Raw genomic sequence first — 16,131 nt, forward strand, 5'->3', positions numbered from 1 at the left:
GGCGGAGGCGCGATGAGGGGAGGCGGCCGGCGTGCGACCGCGTGGCTCGTGCTCGCGAGCCTGGGGCTCGCCGCCGGCTTCCTCTCCGGCCTGTTCGGGGTCGGCGGCGGCATCGTGCTGGTGCCGGCCCTGATCGCGCTCGCGGGCATGGATGGCCGGAGGGCCGCGGCGACGTCGCTCGCCGCCATCGTGCCGACCGCTGCCGCCGGCGCCGTCTCCTATGCGGCGCTCGGCGCGCTCGACCTGGTGGCCGGCGGGCTGCTGGCGCTCGGTGCCGTCGGCGGTGCGCAGCTCGGGTCGTGGCTGCTCGTGCGCGTGCCGGCGGTCGTCGGCCGCTGGCTCTTCGTCGCCTTCGTCTGCGTCGTCATCGCTCAGCTGCTGCTGACCGTGCCGACCCGTGATGCCGGGATCGCGCTGACGCCCTGGACGATCGCGGGCCTCGTGCTCCTCGGCTTCGCCGTCGGTGCGCTCTCCGGCGTGCTCGGCGTCGGCGGAGGCGTGCTCATCGTGCCGGCGCTGATGCTGCTGTTCGGCGCCAGCGACCTGGTCGCGAAGGGCACGTCGCTGCTGACGATCGTGCCGTCGGCGATCTCCGGCACGGTCGGCAACCTCGTGCGTCACACGGTCGATCTGCCGGCCGCGATCGTGGTGGGGGTCGCGGCGTGCACCACGAGCGCGCTCGGCGCGATCGTTGCGGCAGCGCTCTCGGCGGCCACCGCCACCGTGCTGTTCGCGGTCTTCCTCGCCGGCGTGCTCGCCTGGAGCGTGTGGCAGTCGGTGCGGGAGGGGCGCGGTCGCTGAGGTCGCGGCTCAGCGGTGCCGGCGCATCGGTGCGACGAGCAGGCCGCGGTCCTCGCGCATCCACACCTGGCCCGTGGCCCGCCGCTCGGCGCGCGTCGCGAAGCGGTAGCGGTAGACGCGGGCGCGCACCCACTGCGGCCGCTCCCCTCGGAAGGGATCGCGGCCGAGCAGCCGCAGCGTCGCCCGGTCGGCCTCCAGCAGCCGCTCGAGCAGCACCTCGAACCAGCGGCCGTAGGAGCCGAGCGCCAGGAACCACATCAGCCAGTCGAGCCGCAGGTGGTACGGCGCGAACCAACCCGGCACGCGCCGCACGTCGCCCGGCTTGCCCTTGAAGCCGTACTCGACCCACTCGTCGTCGGCCGGCGCATCCGCCCCTCTCGCCTCGTCGAACGCTGCGCCCTCGATGACGATCTCGTCGCGCGCCTTCGTCACGGTGCCGAAGGCGCCGTACGCGTTGGCGAGGCGCAGCCTGTTGAACGATGCGTTCATCAGCTGGCGGCGCGAAGCGAGATTGCGCACCGCAGGGATCGACAGCCAGGCGTAGGCGAGGAAGACGAGGGCGACGAGGATGCTCCACCACAGCGGCGTCGGGGCGTAGGCGTGCGTGGCGGGCACGGCGGGCACGAGCCAGGCGACCGCGCGGTCGTCGACGGCGGCGAAGGCGAGCACGATCGTGATCCAGTTGAGCCAGGCGAAGTTGCCGGTCAGCACGAGCCACAGCTGCGTCAGGATCACGACGGCGGCCGCGGCGCTCGCGATGGCCGCCGCGACCGGATGCGGCACCACTATCGCGAACAGCAGCCACGGGACCGCGAGCTGCGCCACGTGGTTGCCGAGCACCTCGCCCCGGTGGAACCAGCGCGGCAGCAGGTGCGCCCAGCGGCTCAGTGGCCCCGGCATCGGCTGCGTTTCGTGGTGATAGGTCAGTGCCGTGAGGTCGCGCCACTCGCGCCCGCCGCGGATCTTGATCATGCCAGCGCCGAACTCGAGCCGGAAGACGAGCCAGACGATGAGGAGCAGCGCGAGCGTCGGAGGAGCGGTCGCGCTCGAACCGAGGAACGCGGCGAGGAACCCCGCCTCGCACAGCAGCAGCTCCCAGCCGAAGCCGTAGAAGACCTGGCCGATGGGGAGGATCGAGAGGTAGCCGATCCAGAGCGCGAGGAACGCGAGCATCGGGACCCACGGGGGGCCGAGCTGCGGCAGACCCGCGACGAGCGCGAGGGCGATCGCGATGGCGATGAGGCAGAGGATGCGCAGGCGCCGGTCGGAGTAGCCCCAGCGGAAGAGGGATGGCTGGGTGCGGAGCGCGCCGGAGTCGACGACGCGCGTGGCGGGCATCAGGCCGCGCTCACCGAGCAGCGCGGGGAACTGCAGCAGCGTCGAGAGGAAGGCGACGGCGAAGACGGCCGCGATGCCGCGCTGCAGCACCTGGCGGGCGAGCTCGGCGTGCGGGGCGTCGAGCCAGGTGGTGATCAGCGCCCACTCCATGGCTCGACTCCCCGCACCCCTCGTGATGCACCGCTACTGGTTGCCGATCTTGCCGTCGATGTTCGCCCGCACATCCTCGATCTTGTCGACGTGGTGGCCGCCGGTGACCTCGTTGGCCTTCTCGGCGACCGCACGCAGCACGTTGTCGCTGATGTCCTCGGCCTGCTCGCTCTTGAGGGCCTCGTCGATCTGCTCCTTGTTCGCCTCGACGAACTCCTTGGCCTTGTTGGCCAGGTCGTCCACTGCACCCATGCGTCCACCTCCGGTGTCAGGCTCGAGCGCACCCGGATGGGGTGCCGCCGCCGTGCCTGCACGGTAGCGGCAGCGGCTGACGCGGCGCTACAGGTCGCGCGTCGTCAGAGCGCGCGCAGCGCCGCGTGCGCCGCGTGCCAGCCGCTCATGCCGTGCGCGCCACCGCCGGGCGGGGCCGACGACGAGCAGAGGTAGACCCGACCGCTTCGGCCGGTGACGGGCACGCGGTAGGGGTCGATCGGTCGGGGCCGCGCCAGCTGCTGCGTGCCCGCGAGCGTGCCGCCGCCGATCGAGCCGCCGACGAGGTTCGGGTTCCACAGCTCGAGCGCGGCGGGCGTCGCGGGGCGCCGCTCGAGGATCCTGTCGCGGAACCCCGGCGCGAAGCGCTCGATCTGCGCCTCGATGGCGGCGGATGCGTCGCCCGGCCAGCCGAACGGCACGTGCGCGTACGCCCACACGAGGTGCTTGCCGGCGGGAGCCCGCTCGGGCTCGGCCACGGTGGGCTGGGTGAGCAGCACGAACGGCTCCGCGGGCATGCGCCCGACGGCGACGTCGTGCTCGGCGGCCGCGATCTCGCGCATCGCCCCGCCGAGGTGCACGGTGCCGGCGCGGGCGACGCGCTCGTCCTCCCAGGGGATGGGGCCGTCGAGCAGCAGGTCGAGCTTCGACACCGCCGGGCCGTACCGCCAGTTCTGCATGCGCTTGGCGTAGGGGCCGCCGAGCTGCTCGCCCGCGATCCGCGCCACCTGATGCGGGGTGAGGTCGAGCAGCACCACGTCGCCCGGCACGTCGCGGAGATCGTGCACTTCGACACCGGTCTGGATGCGGGCACCGGCTGCCTCTGCGACGCGCGCCAGCGCATCCGCGATCGACTGCGAGCCGCCCTTCGCGAACGGCCACCCGGCCGAGTGGCCGACACCGCCGAAGGCGACGCCGAAGGCGCTCGTGAGCGGGTAGCCGAGCGGCAGGGTCGCGTGGGTGACGCTGCCCGAGAAGAGTGCCTGCGCGGCGCCGGAGCGGAAGACGGTGCGCGCGAGCGTCGTCGACGGCCACGCGCCGCGCAGCCCGAAGCGGGCGAGCAGCAGCGGGTCCTCGGGCCAGCGCAGCAGCGGGCCCATGATCGCCTCGGAGGTGCCGAAGGGATCGTCGGTCGCAGGCTTGTGCAGGCGCAGCCAGGCATCGCGGTCGACGCCGAGCTCGCGCGCGGTCTGCTCGGCGTCGCGGTGCAGGATCGCCGCGCGGCCACCGGGCAGCGGATGCGCCATCGGGTAGTCGGCGTGCACCCACTCGAGGCCGTGCTGCTCGAGCCCGAGCTCGCGGAACGCGTGGCTCGTGACCCCGAACGGATGCGCGGCGGCACCCAGGTCGATCAGCGCCTGGTCGCCGAACGCGGGGGCGGATGCGACGGCACCGCCGATCGTGTCGAGCCGCTCGAGCACCGTGACGTCGAGCCCGGCGCGGGCGAGGACCGCGGCGGCGGTGAGCCCGTTGGGCCCGGCGCCGACGATCGTCGCGGTGGTCATCGCCCCAGCCTCTCGCGGTGCCCTGACGCGTGCAAGCGGGCGCCTCTCAGTCGCGTGCGGCATGCTCGCGGCTCATCGGCCACTGGTCGCCGCGCTGCCCCGACAGGGCAGCCCCTCCGCTATGCGCGTTCCGTCGCGGTGACCTTGCCTGCGCGCCGCCCGATCACGGAGTAGATCCCGGCGCCCAGCATGCCGCCATCGACCGCCAGATCCGCTCCGGTGATGAACGAGGAGGCCGGGCTCAGCAAGAAGAGGACCGAACGTGCGATCTCCCGCGGATCCGCGCCGCGGCCGAGCGGTGTGAGCTCCCGGTTGCCCTCGTAGAAGCCACGTGCGTCCGCATCATCAAGCCCGCTGTGCTGGGTCAACGCCATCGGGGTGTCGACCAGTCCGGGAAGCACCGCGTTCACGCGCACGCCGTGCGGCGCGAACTCGATCGCGGCCGCCTTCGTCAAGCCACGCAGGCCCCACTTGCTGGCCGTGTAGGCCGCGCTGAAGTAGCCGGTCGCCCCAGCGGTCGAGCTCACGTTCACGATCGAGCCGCCCGCAGGCATCAGCGGCCCGAGCCTCCTGATGCCGAGGAACGCGCCGGAGAGGTTGATGCCCAGCAGGCGCTCCCATTCCGGGAGGCTCGTCTCGGTCACCGTCTTCCGCAGCGTGACGCCCGCGTTGTTGACGAGGCCTCGCAGCGGCCGCCCCCCGATCGCGGTGGCCACGCGCTCCCACGTCCGCTCGTCGCTGACGTCGCCCTCGACGATCGACGCATCAGCCGCCCACCCCGTCGCGATCGGGTCGCGGTCGACGGCGACCACCGCCGCACCGGCCTCGAGCAGCAGGGCGACCTCCGCCGCGCCCTGGCCGCGGCCAGCACCGGTCACCACGAAGGTGCCGCCAGAGAAGAACGCCCGGTCCTCCGTCTCAGCGCTCATGCGCGCGCCTTCCCGCCGTCGACGAAGAGGGTGTGGCCTGTGACGTAGCTCGACTGGTCGCTGACGAGGTAGGCGACCGCATCCGCCACCTCGCTCGTAGTGCCGAGGCGGGGCAGGGGGGTGCCGCTCAGCAGCGCGTCGCGCTCGTCGGGATCGTCGTGCATCCAGGCGCTCATTGGCGTCAGGATGTAGCCCGGTGCCACGGCATTCACGCGGACGCCCGCGCTGCCCCACTCCGTCGCGAGGCAGGCGGTCAGGTGAGCCACTCCTGCCTTCGCGGCGGCGTAGTCAGGGCATTGCGGGCGTGCGGTGAAGCCCGCATAGCTCGACAGGTTCACGATCGCGCCAGCACCCTGACGCACCATGTGGCGCGCGGCGGCCTGCGCGCCGAAGAAGGTGGCGGTGAGGTTGACGTCGATGGTGCGCTGCCACGCCTCGGGCTCGACCTCGAGCGCAGGCGTGCGCTGGAGGTAGCCCGCGTTGTTGACCCAGATATCGATAGACCCGTGCTGCTCCACGATGGCGTCGGCGAGCGAGCGCACCGCTGCGACGTCGGTGACGTCGAGCCGTCGCAGCTCCGTGCCTTGCGGCGCGCCGCGTCCCGCGGCCTCCCGGTCGGTACCGACGACCGTCGCACCTCGCGCGGCGAGGCCCTCCACGATCGCCGTGCCGATGGCGCCGGCGGCACCGGACACGACGGCGACCTTGCCGCTGAGATCGCCGGCGCTCAGGTCGATCGCCGCCGTCACGGGGCAGCCTCGATCTCGGTGAGCTCGACGCCGCGGGTCTCGCGGATGATGACCGCCGCGACGACGGCGAGCAGGCCGAGGAACATGACCCACACGGAGAACAGCCAGCTCATGCCGATGGAGGTGAGCCACGTGTTGAGGTAGGGCGCGGTGCCGCCGAAGATCGCGACCGAGAGCGAGCTGAGCAGGCCGACGCCGAGCGCGCGCTGCTTCGTGGGCATCTGCTCCGCGATCAGCGTCGGGTAGATCGACGCCACGATCGCCCACACCGCGAGCCCGATGCCCTGGGAGACGAACAGCGTCCACGGCTCGCTGCCGAGGATCCAGTGGACGGGGAAGGCCACCACGACCACCCCGATCCCGTAGACGGCGAGCATCGGCTTGCGCCCGAAGCGGTCGGCGAGGTGCCCGAACAAGGGCAGCAGCAGCAGCACGACGCACTGTGCGAGCAGGCTCGCGACGAACGCGCCGTTCGGCTCCATGCCGTGGTTCGCGATCGCGAAGCTCGGCGCGAACGTGACCCAGGTGTAGTACGCGACATTCGACGCAGCCGAGAACAGCACCACCTTCGCGACGATCAGCGCCACCGCGCGGGGAGAGGCGTTCGGCGCGTCCTGCTCCTGCACCTCCTGCTCCTGCTCGCCGTGCTCGAAGACGGGGCTCTCGGAGGCCGCCCGCCGGAGGTACAGCGCATACAGGCCCAGCAGCGCGCCGATCGCGAAGCCGATGCGCCAGCCGAACGAGCCCATGTCCGCCTCGGAGAAGATAGCGGTCAGCACGACGCCGGTCAGCGTCGCGAGCATCACGCCGATCGTGACGCTGACGAAGACCGAGCTCGACCAGAGGCCGCGATGCTTCGCCGGAGAGATCTCCGCGACATAGGTGTAGGAGACGCCTGACTCGCCGCCGTGGGCGAGGCCCTGCAGCAGCCGAGCGGCGGTCAGCAGCACCGACGCCCACACGCCGATCTGCTCGAACGACGGGATGAGCGCGATGGCGAGGCTCGCGAGCGCCATGGTCATCATCGTCAGGATGAGCGCTCGCTTGCGACCGATGCGGTCGCCCAGGCGGCCGAATAGGAGCCCGCCGAGGGGGCGGGCGATGAAGCCGGCAGCGAAGACCGCGAGGGTCGCCAGCAGCGCGGAGGTGGGGTCGGTGGACTCGAAGAAGCTCGCGCCCAGGTAGACGGCGAAGGTCGCGTACAGGGTCCAGTCGAACCACTCGAGCACGTTGCCGGCGACGGCGGCGCGCAACGAGCGCAGCCGGGAGCGGAGGTCGAGCTCGACGGTCGAGCTCGCGGTGGTGGGGGTGGTCATGGTCGTCAACTCCATTGTTGAGGGTGGGGATCCATTGTTGAGGGTGGGGAGGGGGGGATCAGAGGTGCTCGGCGAACCACTCGGCCGCTGCGGTCGAGGTGCGCTCGAACTCCTCGGTGTAGGCGCGGTAGTGGCCGCCGTCGAGGATCTCGAGGCGCTTCGGCTCGAGCGCGCGGTTGAATGCGGCGAGCTGTAGGTCTGTGGGTGTCTGCTTATCGGCCGAGGCGACGATCATCAGCAGTGCCTTCGGCCCGATCCGATCGATCCACGCGCCTGGCTCGTACGTGCGCGCGAGCTCCAACGACTTCAGGGTCGACTCGTTCCGCCACTCGGGGCAGCGCTCCGATTGCCCGATCATGTAGCCGTGAGAATCCGGGCCGGGGTAGGCGACGGGTGCGTCGGGATCGGCGCTGACCGAGGTGATCATGGTGGGCGGCTCGCCCCGCAGTCGCGCTGCGCGGTCCGCGTGGAATCGCTCGTGGAGCGTCGCGAGGCGATCGGGTGCCGTCTTCCGAAGACCGGCGGCATAGCCGCTGATTGTCGGGACTTGTGACACGACAGCACGGACGCGGCTGTCCGTGGCTCCGACGACCAGCACGTGGCCGCCGCTGTAGCTGGAGCCCCAGACGCCGATCCGCGCAGCGGCGACGCCCACTTGAGCGCCGAGGAAGGTGACGGCGTTGCGATAGTCCTCGATCTGATCGAAGGGGTCGAGCTCCTGCCGCGGCTCGCCTCCGCTCTTGCCGAGTCGACGGAAGTCGAAGGTGAGTGCGGCGATGCCCTTGGTCGCGATGACCTTGGCGTAGTCCTCGAGGTCGCCGCCTGCGACCATGCCCCAGCCGTGGCCGAGTGCGACCCCTGCCACGTTCTCTGCACCGACAGGCAGGTAGAGCGTTCCCCGCAGTGGGGCGTCGGGGTCGCCGAACTCGACGGATGTCGCGTCGAAACGGGCGTGCTGCTCAGGTGCGTGCGTGGTGTTCATCGTTGGCTCTTCCTTGAGTCTTCGAGAAGGTGTGGAGCCAGCGTCGCTCGGTAGGATCGAATGATCAACGACGGTTGCCCCTAGGATCGATCGGTATTGCCGATTGGAGCACCGATGGACACGCGCAAGCTCGAGTGCTTCCTGGCGCTCGCAGAAGAGCTGCACTTCGGTCGAGTGGCCGATCGGCTACACCTCGGTCAAGCGACGGTCTCGGAGGCGATCCGCGCGCTCGAGCGTGAGGTGGGAGAGCCGCTGTTCGTGCGCACGAGCCGTCGTGTCGCGCTGACACCCGGCGGCGAGCGCCTACGGGATGAGCTGGAGTCACCGCTCGCGGCTGTGCTCGAGGCGCTCGCCGGTGCGCAGCGACGCGCGAGGGGGGTGCCAGATGTCCTGAAGGTCGGGTACCTGGGAGGTGGGCTCTACGAGTACCAACGGCCCGTGGTGACCGAGTTCGAGCGCCGAGCGCCGGGTGTCGACCTGCAGTTCGTCGAGCTGACCTACTCCAATCAGATCAGCGCGATCCGCGCGGGCGAGGTCGATCTGTCGATCGTGCGCATGCCCATCGGTGCCGCTGACCTGTTCCGCGGAGCGATCCTCATGCGCGACCACCGGATGCTGGTCGTGCCTAGTGGCCACTCGCTGGCGAATCGCAAGTTGGTCGATCCCGAGGAGCTCGCGGGCGAGCGCATGATCCAGCTGCCGCCAGGCACGATGACGGACGAGTGGATGGCCTTCCATCTGCCTCTGCTCACGCCCGCGGGCAGGGAGCTCGCGCCAGGACCCGTCGTCGCGACCATCCGCGAGGGCTTGGGGGCGGTCGCCCGCGGTCAGGCGGTGATGACCATCAGCCAGCGTGCGCAGCAGTACTTCGGGCACCCCGGAACCTCGTTCGTCGAGATCGATCTCCCGCCGACAGAGACCGCGCTCGTCAAGCGCAGAGGCGATCAGCGCCGCGTGCTGGACGAGCTCGAGCGCGCGGCGCGCAAGACCGCGGCGCGGTATGGCTCGCTGGTCGAGCAGCCGGAGCTGTGGGCGCCGGCCTGATCCGAGCGCAGAGTGGGTGCGAGCGGACGGCTCTCAGTCGCGTGCGGCATGCTCGAGTCATGCCGTCAACGCGTCCCGGGGAGCCGCCGGCCGGCGAGGGCGGGCTGATGGCGGTCACCGCCTGGGTGACGATCCTCGCCCCGCTCGTCGCGGTCGCGATCAAGCTCGCGTCGGCCGGATGGCTGCTCGTCTTCCTCGTGTTCTCGAGCCCGCTGTGGCTCGCTGGCTATGCGCTGCTGGTCGTCTGCGTGGCGCGCGGGCTGCTGCGGCGTCAGGGCGTGCTGCGCGAGGGCCGGCGTCGCACGCGCGCACGGATCTGGGCCTGGCTGACCTCGGTCGGCGTGGTGCTCGTCAGCCTCGCGGTCATCGACGGCGGTGATTCGGCCGAATCCGTCCAATCGACCCTCACGCTGCTGCTCGGCGCTCCCGCGTCGTCGTCCTTCACGCACGACCTGTCGGAGTTCATCGCGCTGCTCGCTCTGCTGCCGTGGGCTCTCGGCTGGTTCGCGCTCCTGGTGGAGTGGGCGGTCGGCGCGCAGGCTCGTCGCCAAGCGGTCCCCCGGGTCGCGCCGCCCGTCGTCGAGTAGCCGGACCTCAGCGCCCCCGCGGCAGGAAGCGCTCATGCGCCGTCGCGAGCGAGATGCGCTGCAGCTCGGCGATCTGCTGCTCCGCCCGCAGCTTCAGCGCCTCGAGCATCCGCCGATCGAACCGCCGGTCGTCCTCCGCCAGCTCGAGCAGCGCATCCCACATGGAGAGCTTCGCGCGCACCATGCCGGTGAGGACGTCGAGCTCGAGCTGCGCCATCGAGCCGCGCCGCAGCCGGAAGAAGTTGATCGGGTTCGCCTCGCCCACCGCGCGGGCACCGAGCGTCAGCAGGCGCTTCCAGCCGGCGGGCCGGAAGCCGAGCTGCAGGATGAGCTTCGCGAGGTCTCGCCGATCGCGGTCGATCTCGTCCTTGAGGGCGAGCAACGGTGCCTCGTGCGCGGTGCCCTCCCACGTGCGCGCCGCGGCGTTGAAGGCGCGCAGGCCCCCCTCAGAGCCCAGCAGGTGCTCGTTGAGGTAGCGCGACAGGTTGTCGTCGGCCTCGGATGCGTCGTGTCGCGGGTGGTCGCGGTCGTTGCGTCGGTCGTCGCTCATCAGCACTCCTCGCGTCTGGCCGCGCTCCGCGGCGTCGCTCCACGCTAAGCCGCACATCTGGCTGTCGCCTGCGAGCACCGCGCGCTCGCAGGGCGCGACGCGTCGAGTCGAGGGATAGGGTGACCCTAGGGATGCGCTCGCCTGATGCCCCCTTGTCCGATGGTTGCCGGAGATCTAGGCTCGCGGCATGCGCCTCACCTCTCACACCGCCAACCAGCTCGACGGCCGCTTCCGCTTCCTCAAGCAGGGCATCGACGTGCCCGCAGCGCAGCGCGATCCCGCGGTCGTCGAGACCGTCGCCACGATGCTCAGCGACATCGAGCGCGAGGGCCTCGACGCCGTGCGTCGCTACGCGGAGCAGCTCGACGGCACGACCGGCGAGCTGGCAGTCGACCCCGAGGTCGTCGCCACGAGCGGCGATCGCCTCGACCCGGCCCTCCGCGCCGCGATCGAGCTCGGTGCCGAGCGCACCCGAGCCTTCGCCCGCGAGACCCGCAGCCACCTCCAGGACTTCGAGGGCGAGCCCGTGCCGGGCCTCGTCACCGGCGTGCGCTACGTGCCCGTCGGCAGCGTCGGCGCGTACCTGCCGGCCGGGCGGTTCCCGCTCACCGCGTCCGCCTTCATGACCCTCGGCGTCGCCGCCGAGGCGGGCGTGCCCCGCCGCATCGCCTGCACGCCCCCGCAGCCGAACGGCAAGCCGAACGACGCCGTGCTCTATGCGGCGCACCTCTCGGGCGTCGACCGCGTGTGGATGCTCGGCGGCGTGCAGGCGCTCGCGGCCATGGCCTTCGGCCTCCTCGACGAGCAGCCCGTCGACATGCTCGTCGGCGCCGGCAACGCCTACGTCGCCGAGGCCAAGCGCGCGCTCTTCGGCCGGGTCGCGATCGACCTGCCCGCCGGCCCCTCCGAGGTCGCGGTGCTCGCCGACGCGAGCGCCGACGCCGACTGGGTGGCCGCCGACCTGCTGGGGCAGGCCGAGCACGGCACCAACTCGCCGGCAGCGCTCGTCACCACCTCGGCCGAGCTCGGCCAGGCGGTGCTGGCAGCGGTCGACCGCCGCCTCGAGACGCTCGAGACCGAGTGGGTCGCCGGGCCCGCGTGGCGCGACCACGGCTTCGTCATCGTCGCCGACGACATGGAGACCGCGATCGCGCTCATGGACGACCTGGCGCCCGAGCACCTCGAGCTCATGACCGAGGACGACGACGCGGTGCACGGCAAGCTCACGAACTACGGCTCCGTCTTCTTGGGCCGCTGGAGCACCGTCGCCTACTCCGACAAGGGCATGGCCGGCACGAACCACGTGCTGCCCACCGCTGGCGGAGCGAAGCACACGGCCGGCATGTCGGTGTCGCGCTACCTCAAGGCGCTCACCTACCAGCGCATCGCGCGCGAGGCGACGCCCGCGCTCGCCGAGGCGGTCGCGACGATCTCGCAGTCGGAGGGCATGGCCGCGCACCGCGACACGGCGACCCTGCGGCTCGAAGCACTGGCGCGCGAGACGCAGGACTGACCGTGGGCCGCCAGGTGACCGTCGCGGTGCGCAGCCCGCGCATCCGTGCGGGTGCGCTCGACGAGAACCTGGCGGCATGCCGATCGGCGATCGACGAGGCGGCGCTCGAGGGCGCCGAGCTGATCGTGCTGCCAGAGCTGGCGACGAGCGGCTACGCGCTCGTCGACGCCGCGCAGGTGGCGAGCTGCGCGATGGCGGCCGACGACGAGCGGCTGCTCGCGCTCGGCGAGGCTCTGCCCGAGGGCACGGTGCTCGTCGTGGGCTTCGCGGAGCTGCACGCCGGCGGCGTCGCCAACAGCGCAGCGGTGCTCGCGGGCGGCAGGCTGCTCGCCGTCTACCGCAAGATCCACCTGTGGGGCGGGGAGTCGCGGCTCTTCACCGCGGGCGAGGAGCCGGCGCCCGTCGTGGAGACGCCGGTCGGCCGGCTCGGCATCGCCATCTGCTACGACATCGAGTTCCCCGAGCTGCCCCGCGCGCTCAAGCTGCAGGGCGCGGAGCTGCTCGTCGCCCCCGTGGCGTGGCCCATCGTGCCGCGGCCCGCGGGGGAGCGGCCGCCGGAGCTGGTGCAGGCGATGGGCACCGCCCGCTCGTCGCGGCTGCCCATCGTGATCGCCGACCATCGCGGCGCCGACGGCGGCATCGCGTGGACGGGCGGCACCGCCATCGTCGACGGCGACGGCTGGATCGCCGGCGCCGACGCCGCCGGCACCACCGCGATCATCGAGATCCCCGCCGACACCCGTGCCGGCGACCACAACGACCTGATCGGCGACCGCCGCCCCGAGCTCTACGGCGAGCTCGGGGGCCGGCGCGCCGCACCCACTGAAGGAGAGGGTCAGCGATGACCACCCAGCCACCGACGCACGATGGTGCGCCCGCGGGCGCGAGCACCGCATCCGCACCCCGCCGCCCCGAGAGCCCGCGGGTGGAGAGCATCGAGTCGAAGTCGATCGACTTCGTGCCGCTCGACGAGCGCAAGGGCTCGGTCGCCTCGCTGTTCCCGCTGTGGTTCATGTCGAACGCGAACCTCACGACGCTCGCGACCGGCATGCTGGGCGTCGCCATGGGCGCCACGTTCGGCGCCTCGGTGCTCGCCATCCTGCTCGGCGTCGCGGTCGGCACGGTGTTCACCGCGTTCCACTCGGCGCAGGGGCCGCAGCTGGGGCTGCCGCAGATGCTGCAGTCGCGCGCGCAGTTCGGCTATCGCGGCGTCGCGGTCGTCTGCCTCGTCACGATCCTGTCGATCGTGGGCTTCAACGTCTTCAACCAGATCCTCGCGGGCGAGGTGCTCACCGCCACCACCGGGGTCGACGTGCCGCAGCTCTGGTACGTCGTCATCACCGCGCTGGCGCTCGCGCTCGCGGTCGTCGGCTACCACTGGATCCACCGCACGCAGCAGTGGCTGACGCTGCTGTTCCTGGCCACCTTCGGCGTCTTCTCGGTCGCGGCGATCTTCGTGCTGCCGCTGCCGGTCGAGCAGCTGGGCCTCGGCGACTTCGCGTGGCCGGCGTTCCTGGTGCAGTTCGCCGGCGCCGCGGGCTACGGCCTCGGCTGGGCGCCGTACGTCTCCGACTACTCGCGCTACCTCGCGCCGCGCACGAGCCCGGTGGCCGCGACCTTCTACACCTACGCCGGCGTCTTCGTCGGCGCCTCGTGGCTCATGGTGCTCGGCGCGTTCGTCGCCGCGACCTTCGCGGCCGACGCATCCCCCATCGCCGCCGTCGCAGCGGTCGCCGAGAGCGTGCTGCCCGGGTCGAGCCCCTGGCTGCTCATCGCCGCACTGCCCGGCCTCGTCAGCGTCATCACCGTCAACATCTATGCGGCGTCGATCGAGGGCATCACCGTCGTCGACTCGTTCCTCCCGCTCGCGGCGACGCGGCGCGTGCGCGTGATCGCCTGCTCGATCGTGGCGCTCGTGGGCATGTCGGGCGCGCTGTTCAGCACCGGCGACTTCCTCGACAACTTCGGCAGCTTCCTCGTGATCCTGCTCTACGTGCTCGTGCCGTGGACGAGCATCAACCTCGTCGACTACTACTTCGTGCGGAAGGGCCGCTACGCCATCCTCGAGATGTTCAAGGCCGACGGGGTCTATGGCGCCTGGGGCTGGCGCGGGCTCACCGCGTATGCGATCGGCATCGTCGCGATGGTGCCGTTCGCGGTGACCACGTGGTTCGTCGGGCCGGTCGCCGAGGCGATCGGCGGCATCGACGTCGCGCTGTTCGTCGGGCTCGTCGTGGGGGCGGCGGCCTACCTGCTGCTGTGCGTCGGGCTCGATCGTCGCGAGGAGGAGCGCGTGATCCGGGAGGCGCTCGAGGCGGGCGGGCCGGCCTCGGTGAGCTTCCACGGGGAGCGGTAGGGCGTCAGCGTCTGCAGCGCCGAGGGCAGTGGCATCGTTCGTGATGCCACTGCCCTCGGTCTTCGGTCGTGCGGGGCGAGCTAGAAGGCCGCTGCCCCCGCCTCGGCGACCGCGTGGTCCTGGTCGCCGCCGCCACCGCTGACGCCGATCGCTCCGACGACCGCGCCGTCGCGCGAGAGTGGGATGCCGCCGGCGAAGATCGCGACCTTGCCGCCGTTGGTGGTGTGGATGCCGAAGAACTGCTGCTCGGGCTGCGCGTTGTCGCCGAGGTCCTTCGTCGAGATGTCGAAGGCGCGCGAGGTCCACGCCTTGCTGATCGAGATGTCGACGCTGCCGATCCAGGCGCCGTCCTGCCGCACGTGCGCGACCAGGTTGCCCCCGGCATCCACGACGGCGATGTTCATGGGTTGGCCGATCTCGTCGGCCTTCGCCTCAGCGGCGGCGATGATGCGGCGGGCGTCTTCGAGCTTGACGGTCATGGTGATCCCTCTCGTCGGTGGCGCGCATGCGCACCCGGTCGTGGAGCGCAGCGACGATGCCGCGCGGCTCGACTCAAGCAGGGCGACCTGGGCGCGCGCAGGGTGCGCGCGGCTCGTGGCTACCCCGAGAGCGCTCGGTGCATGCCGGCAGGGGCGACGTGCTCGCCCGAGCCGTCCCGACGCATCCGCCACGCGATGAGCGCCATGTGCAGCGCGAGGCGGTCGTGGCCCCGACCGAGATCGACCGAGAGTGCTGTCTCGATCCGGCGCAGGCGGTGGTAGACGTTCGTGCGGTGCACGAAGCGCTCCGCCGCCACGGCCTGCACGTTGCCGGCGTGCTCCAGGAAGCTCTCGAGCGTCGCGGTCAGATCCTCGTTCTCGGGGTCGTCGAAGAAGGCCACCAGCTCGGGCGTCAGGTAGTGGTCGTCGATGAACCGCTGCGGCAGCTGCGGCAGCCCGTGGAGCCGCTCGGCGCGCTGCCACTCGACGACCTGCCCGCTCATCCCGATGCGCAGACCCGTGCGCGCGGCGTTCCGCGCCTGCCAGATCGCGCGTGCCGGTCCCTCCGGGTGACGCACGACAGCGCTCGTGCCGATCGTCCACCGGCCGTAGAGCCCCGCGTCCTGACTGCGGTAGAGCAGATCCTGCACGATGGCGACCGCGCGCTCGAGCACCTCTGACGGCGGATCCTGCGGGAAGGGAGCGAGCAGCACGACCGCTTCGTGCTCGTGCTGAGCGGCGAGCACGCGCCGAGCCGGCAGCACCTTCGCCCCGCGCTGCGCCGTGCGCCCGAGCGTCGCGGCGAGGTCGTGGGCTGTGGCGAAGTGCGCGCTGGCCGGCTCGACGAGCACGGCCAGCGCGATGCTCACCGAGTCGTACTGGAAGTCGCCCTCGCTCGTCGCGCCTGCGACCGCGCGCTCGACCTCGCCGATGCGGTCGTCGAAGGGCGCCGCGCCGAGGCCGGACTCGCGCGAGGCGGCCTCGAAGGCATGCGCGGCGTCGAGGCCGTGCACGGTGGCGTGCGCGGCAGTGGCCGCGAACTCGACCGCGCTGCGATCGGCGTCGCCGTCCAGCACCCAGAGCAGCACGCGCAGCCGATCGACGCCGAAGATCGGGACGACCCAGAATCCCTGCAGTCCGATCGCCTCGACACCGGGAACGTGGATGGGTTCGCGGTGCCCGGAGGGGATGCGGACGCGCGGCGACAGATCGGGCCGCAGGCTCCGCGCATGGCCCTCGACGGGCACGAGCTCGCTGCGAGCGAGCGAGCGCAGGCGCGCATCCGTGATCTCCACCGGGACCTCGAGCGAGGTGCCGATGGCGTCGGCGAGCTCGTGCAGCAGCTTGCGGTGCGCGGCCTCGAGTCGGAGTGCCCCCATGGCAGCACCTCCGCTCTCGCTGGACCCTGTCGACAGAGACAGTGTGCTGTCAGACTACGCAACTTTCGGAGTCGAGCACGTTGCGATCAGATAACGCGACCACGGCGCGTCGGGGGCCGGCTCCACGTCGCTACAGATGTCGCGTGACTGCCTCGCCAGGCCTGCCTAGCGTGACGACAGCGC

General features: G+C 71.8%; 16 protein-coding genes. 6 read left to right on the plus strand and 10 right to left on the minus strand.

Annotated elements, in window-relative coordinates; translation table 11 throughout:
- Positions 1–12 precede the first annotated feature (12 nt).
- A complete protein-coding gene (locus tag BQ6202_RS13375) occupies positions 13–801 on the plus strand; it encodes a sulfite exporter TauE/SafE family protein (protein ID WP_072314875.1) in 789 nt (262 codons plus the stop codon).
- 9 nt (positions 802–810) lie between these two features.
- Here the strand turns inward: BQ6202_RS13375 and BQ6202_RS13380 are convergent, their stop codons facing one another.
- The 7 genes from BQ6202_RS13380 to BQ6202_RS13410 form a co-directional block, all read right to left on the minus strand.
- A complete protein-coding gene (locus BQ6202_RS13380) occupies positions 811–2,289 on the minus strand; it encodes a lipase maturation factor family protein (RefSeq protein WP_072314876.1) in 1,479 nt (492 codons plus the stop codon).
- A gap of 33 nt (positions 2,290–2,322) precedes the next feature.
- Positions 2,323–2,541 (minus strand): hypothetical protein, encoded by a 219-nt coding sequence (locus BQ6202_RS13385; protein WP_072314877.1) that lies wholly within the window; start codon positions 2,539–2,541, stop codon positions 2,323–2,325.
- A gap of 104 nt (positions 2,542–2,645) precedes the next feature.
- The gene (locus BQ6202_RS13390) at positions 2,646–4,064 is read right to left on the minus strand and encodes a phytoene desaturase family protein (RefSeq protein ID WP_072314878.1); all 1,419 of its coding nucleotides are present in this window, start codon (positions 4,062–4,064) and stop codon (positions 2,646–2,648) included.
- A 119-nt stretch (positions 4,065–4,183) separates the two neighbouring features.
- Positions 4,184–4,993: an SDR family NAD(P)-dependent oxidoreductase gene (locus tag BQ6202_RS13395; protein WP_072314879.1), complete on the minus strand. Its 810-nt coding sequence runs from the start codon at positions 4,991–4,993 to the stop codon at positions 4,184–4,186.
- Positions 4,990–5,742, minus strand: coding sequence for an SDR family NAD(P)-dependent oxidoreductase (locus tag BQ6202_RS13400; protein ID WP_200792258.1), 753 nt, complete (start codon positions 5,740–5,742; stop codon positions 4,990–4,992). The genes BQ6202_RS13395 and BQ6202_RS13400 overlap by 4 nt, the downstream gene beginning before the upstream one ends.
- Positions 5,739–7,058, minus strand: coding sequence for an MFS transporter (locus BQ6202_RS13405; RefSeq protein ID WP_083587363.1), 1,320 nt, complete (start codon positions 7,056–7,058; stop codon positions 5,739–5,741). The genes BQ6202_RS13400 and BQ6202_RS13405 overlap by 4 nt, the downstream gene beginning before the upstream one ends.
- Before the next feature lie 58 nt (positions 7,059–7,116).
- A complete protein-coding gene (locus tag BQ6202_RS13410) occupies positions 7,117–8,040 on the minus strand; it encodes an alpha/beta hydrolase (protein WP_143143739.1) in 924 nt (307 codons plus the stop codon).
- A 114-nt stretch (positions 8,041–8,154) separates the two neighbouring features.
- On the opposite strand from BQ6202_RS13410, the gene BQ6202_RS13415 reads away from it, so the two are divergent.
- Together BQ6202_RS13415 and BQ6202_RS13420 are read left to right on the plus strand one after the other, a co-directional pair.
- Complete coding sequence (locus BQ6202_RS13415) at positions 8,155–9,084, plus strand: LysR family transcriptional regulator (RefSeq protein WP_072314881.1); 930 nt, start codon at positions 8,155–8,157, stop codon at positions 9,082–9,084.
- A gap of 59 nt (positions 9,085–9,143) precedes the next feature.
- On the plus strand, positions 9,144–9,671 hold the full coding sequence (locus BQ6202_RS13420) for a hypothetical protein (RefSeq protein ID WP_143143740.1): 528 nt from the start codon (positions 9,144–9,146) through the stop codon (positions 9,669–9,671).
- 7 nt (positions 9,672–9,678) lie between these two features.
- Here BQ6202_RS13420 and BQ6202_RS13425 read toward each other — a convergent pair whose 3' ends face one another.
- The gene (locus tag BQ6202_RS13425) at positions 9,679–10,221 is read right to left on the minus strand and encodes a hypothetical protein (RefSeq protein WP_072314883.1); all 543 of its coding nucleotides are present in this window, start codon (positions 10,219–10,221) and stop codon (positions 9,679–9,681) included.
- Positions 10,222–10,408: 187 nt separating this feature from the next.
- Between BQ6202_RS13425 and hisD the strand changes: the two genes are divergently transcribed.
- Genes hisD through BQ6202_RS13440 form a run of 3 tightly spaced genes read left to right on the plus strand, consistent with a single transcriptional unit; the run spans position 10,409 to position 14,090 of the window.
- Positions 10,409–11,734, plus strand: coding sequence for a histidinol dehydrogenase (hisD, locus tag BQ6202_RS13430; RefSeq protein ID WP_072314884.1), 1,326 nt, complete (start codon positions 10,409–10,411; stop codon positions 11,732–11,734).
- Positions 11,735–11,736: 2 nt separating this feature from the next.
- Positions 11,737–12,579 (plus strand): nitrilase-related carbon-nitrogen hydrolase, encoded by an 843-nt coding sequence (locus tag BQ6202_RS13435; RefSeq protein ID WP_072314885.1) that lies wholly within the window; start codon positions 11,737–11,739, stop codon positions 12,577–12,579.
- Positions 12,576–14,090, plus strand: a complete 1,515-nt coding sequence (locus tag BQ6202_RS13440; RefSeq protein WP_083587288.1) for a purine-cytosine permease family protein — start codon at positions 12,576–12,578, stop codon at positions 14,088–14,090. The genes BQ6202_RS13435 and BQ6202_RS13440 overlap by 4 nt, the downstream gene beginning before the upstream one ends.
- 80 nt (positions 14,091–14,170) lie before the next feature.
- Here the strand turns inward: BQ6202_RS13440 and BQ6202_RS13445 are convergent, their stop codons facing one another.
- Positions 14,171–14,569: a GlcG/HbpS family heme-binding protein gene (locus tag BQ6202_RS13445; RefSeq protein ID WP_072314886.1), complete on the minus strand. Its 399-nt coding sequence runs from the start codon at positions 14,567–14,569 to the stop codon at positions 14,171–14,173.
- Positions 14,570–14,688: 119 nt separating this feature from the next.
- Positions 14,689–15,948 carry a PucR family transcriptional regulator gene (locus BQ6202_RS13450; protein ID WP_072314887.1) on the minus strand — a complete coding sequence of 420 codons (1,260 nt, stop codon included), beginning with the start codon at positions 15,946–15,948 and terminating at the stop codon, positions 14,689–14,691.
- Between the last annotated feature and the right edge of the window lie 183 nt (positions 15,949–16,131).

This window comes from Agrococcus sp. Marseille-P2731, assembly GCF_900117395.1.
In the GTDB taxonomy this organism is placed as follows: domain Bacteria; phylum Actinomycetota; class Actinomycetes; order Actinomycetales; family Microbacteriaceae; genus Agrococcus.

Coding starts and splice junctions, on each gene's coding strand:
- BQ6202_RS13375 (WP_072314875.1), top strand. CDS start 13: ATGAGGGGAGGCGGCCGGCGTGCGACCGCGTGGCTCGTGCTCGCGAGC.
- BQ6202_RS13380 (WP_072314876.1), bottom strand. CDS start 2,289: ATGGAGTGGGCGCTGATCACCACCTGGCTCGACGCCCCGCACGCCGAG.
- BQ6202_RS13385 (WP_072314877.1), bottom strand. CDS start 2,541: ATGGGTGCAGTGGACGACCTGGCCAACAAGGCCAAGGAGTTCGTCGAG.
- BQ6202_RS13390 (WP_072314878.1), bottom strand. CDS start 4,064: ATGACCACCGCGACGATCGTCGGCGCCGGGCCCAACGGGCTCACCGCC.
- BQ6202_RS13395 (WP_072314879.1), bottom strand. CDS start 4,993: ATGAGCGCTGAGACGGAGGACCGGGCGTTCTTCTCTGGCGGCACCTTC.
- BQ6202_RS13405 (WP_083587363.1), bottom strand. CDS start 7,058: ATGACCACCCCCACCACCGCGAGCTCGACCGTCGAGCTCGACCTCCGC.
- BQ6202_RS13410 (WP_143143739.1), bottom strand. CDS start 8,040: ATGAACACCACGCACGCACCTGAGCAGCACGCCCGTTTCGACGCGACA.
- BQ6202_RS13415 (WP_072314881.1), top strand. CDS start 8,155: ATGGACACGCGCAAGCTCGAGTGCTTCCTGGCGCTCGCAGAAGAGCTG.
- BQ6202_RS13420 (WP_143143740.1), top strand. CDS start 9,144: ATGCCGTCAACGCGTCCCGGGGAGCCGCCGGCCGGCGAGGGCGGGCTG.
- BQ6202_RS13425 (WP_072314883.1), bottom strand. CDS start 10,221: ATGAGCGACGACCGACGCAACGACCGCGACCACCCGCGACACGACGCA.
- hisD (WP_072314884.1), top strand. CDS start 10,409: ATGCGCCTCACCTCTCACACCGCCAACCAGCTCGACGGCCGCTTCCGC.
- BQ6202_RS13440 (WP_083587288.1), top strand. CDS start 12,576: ATGACCACCCAGCCACCGACGCACGATGGTGCGCCCGCGGGCGCGAGC.
- BQ6202_RS13445 (WP_072314886.1), bottom strand. CDS start 14,569: ATGACCGTCAAGCTCGAAGACGCCCGCCGCATCATCGCCGCCGCTGAG.
- BQ6202_RS13450 (WP_072314887.1), bottom strand. CDS start 15,948: ATGGGGGCACTCCGACTCGAGGCCGCGCACCGCAAGCTGCTGCACGAG.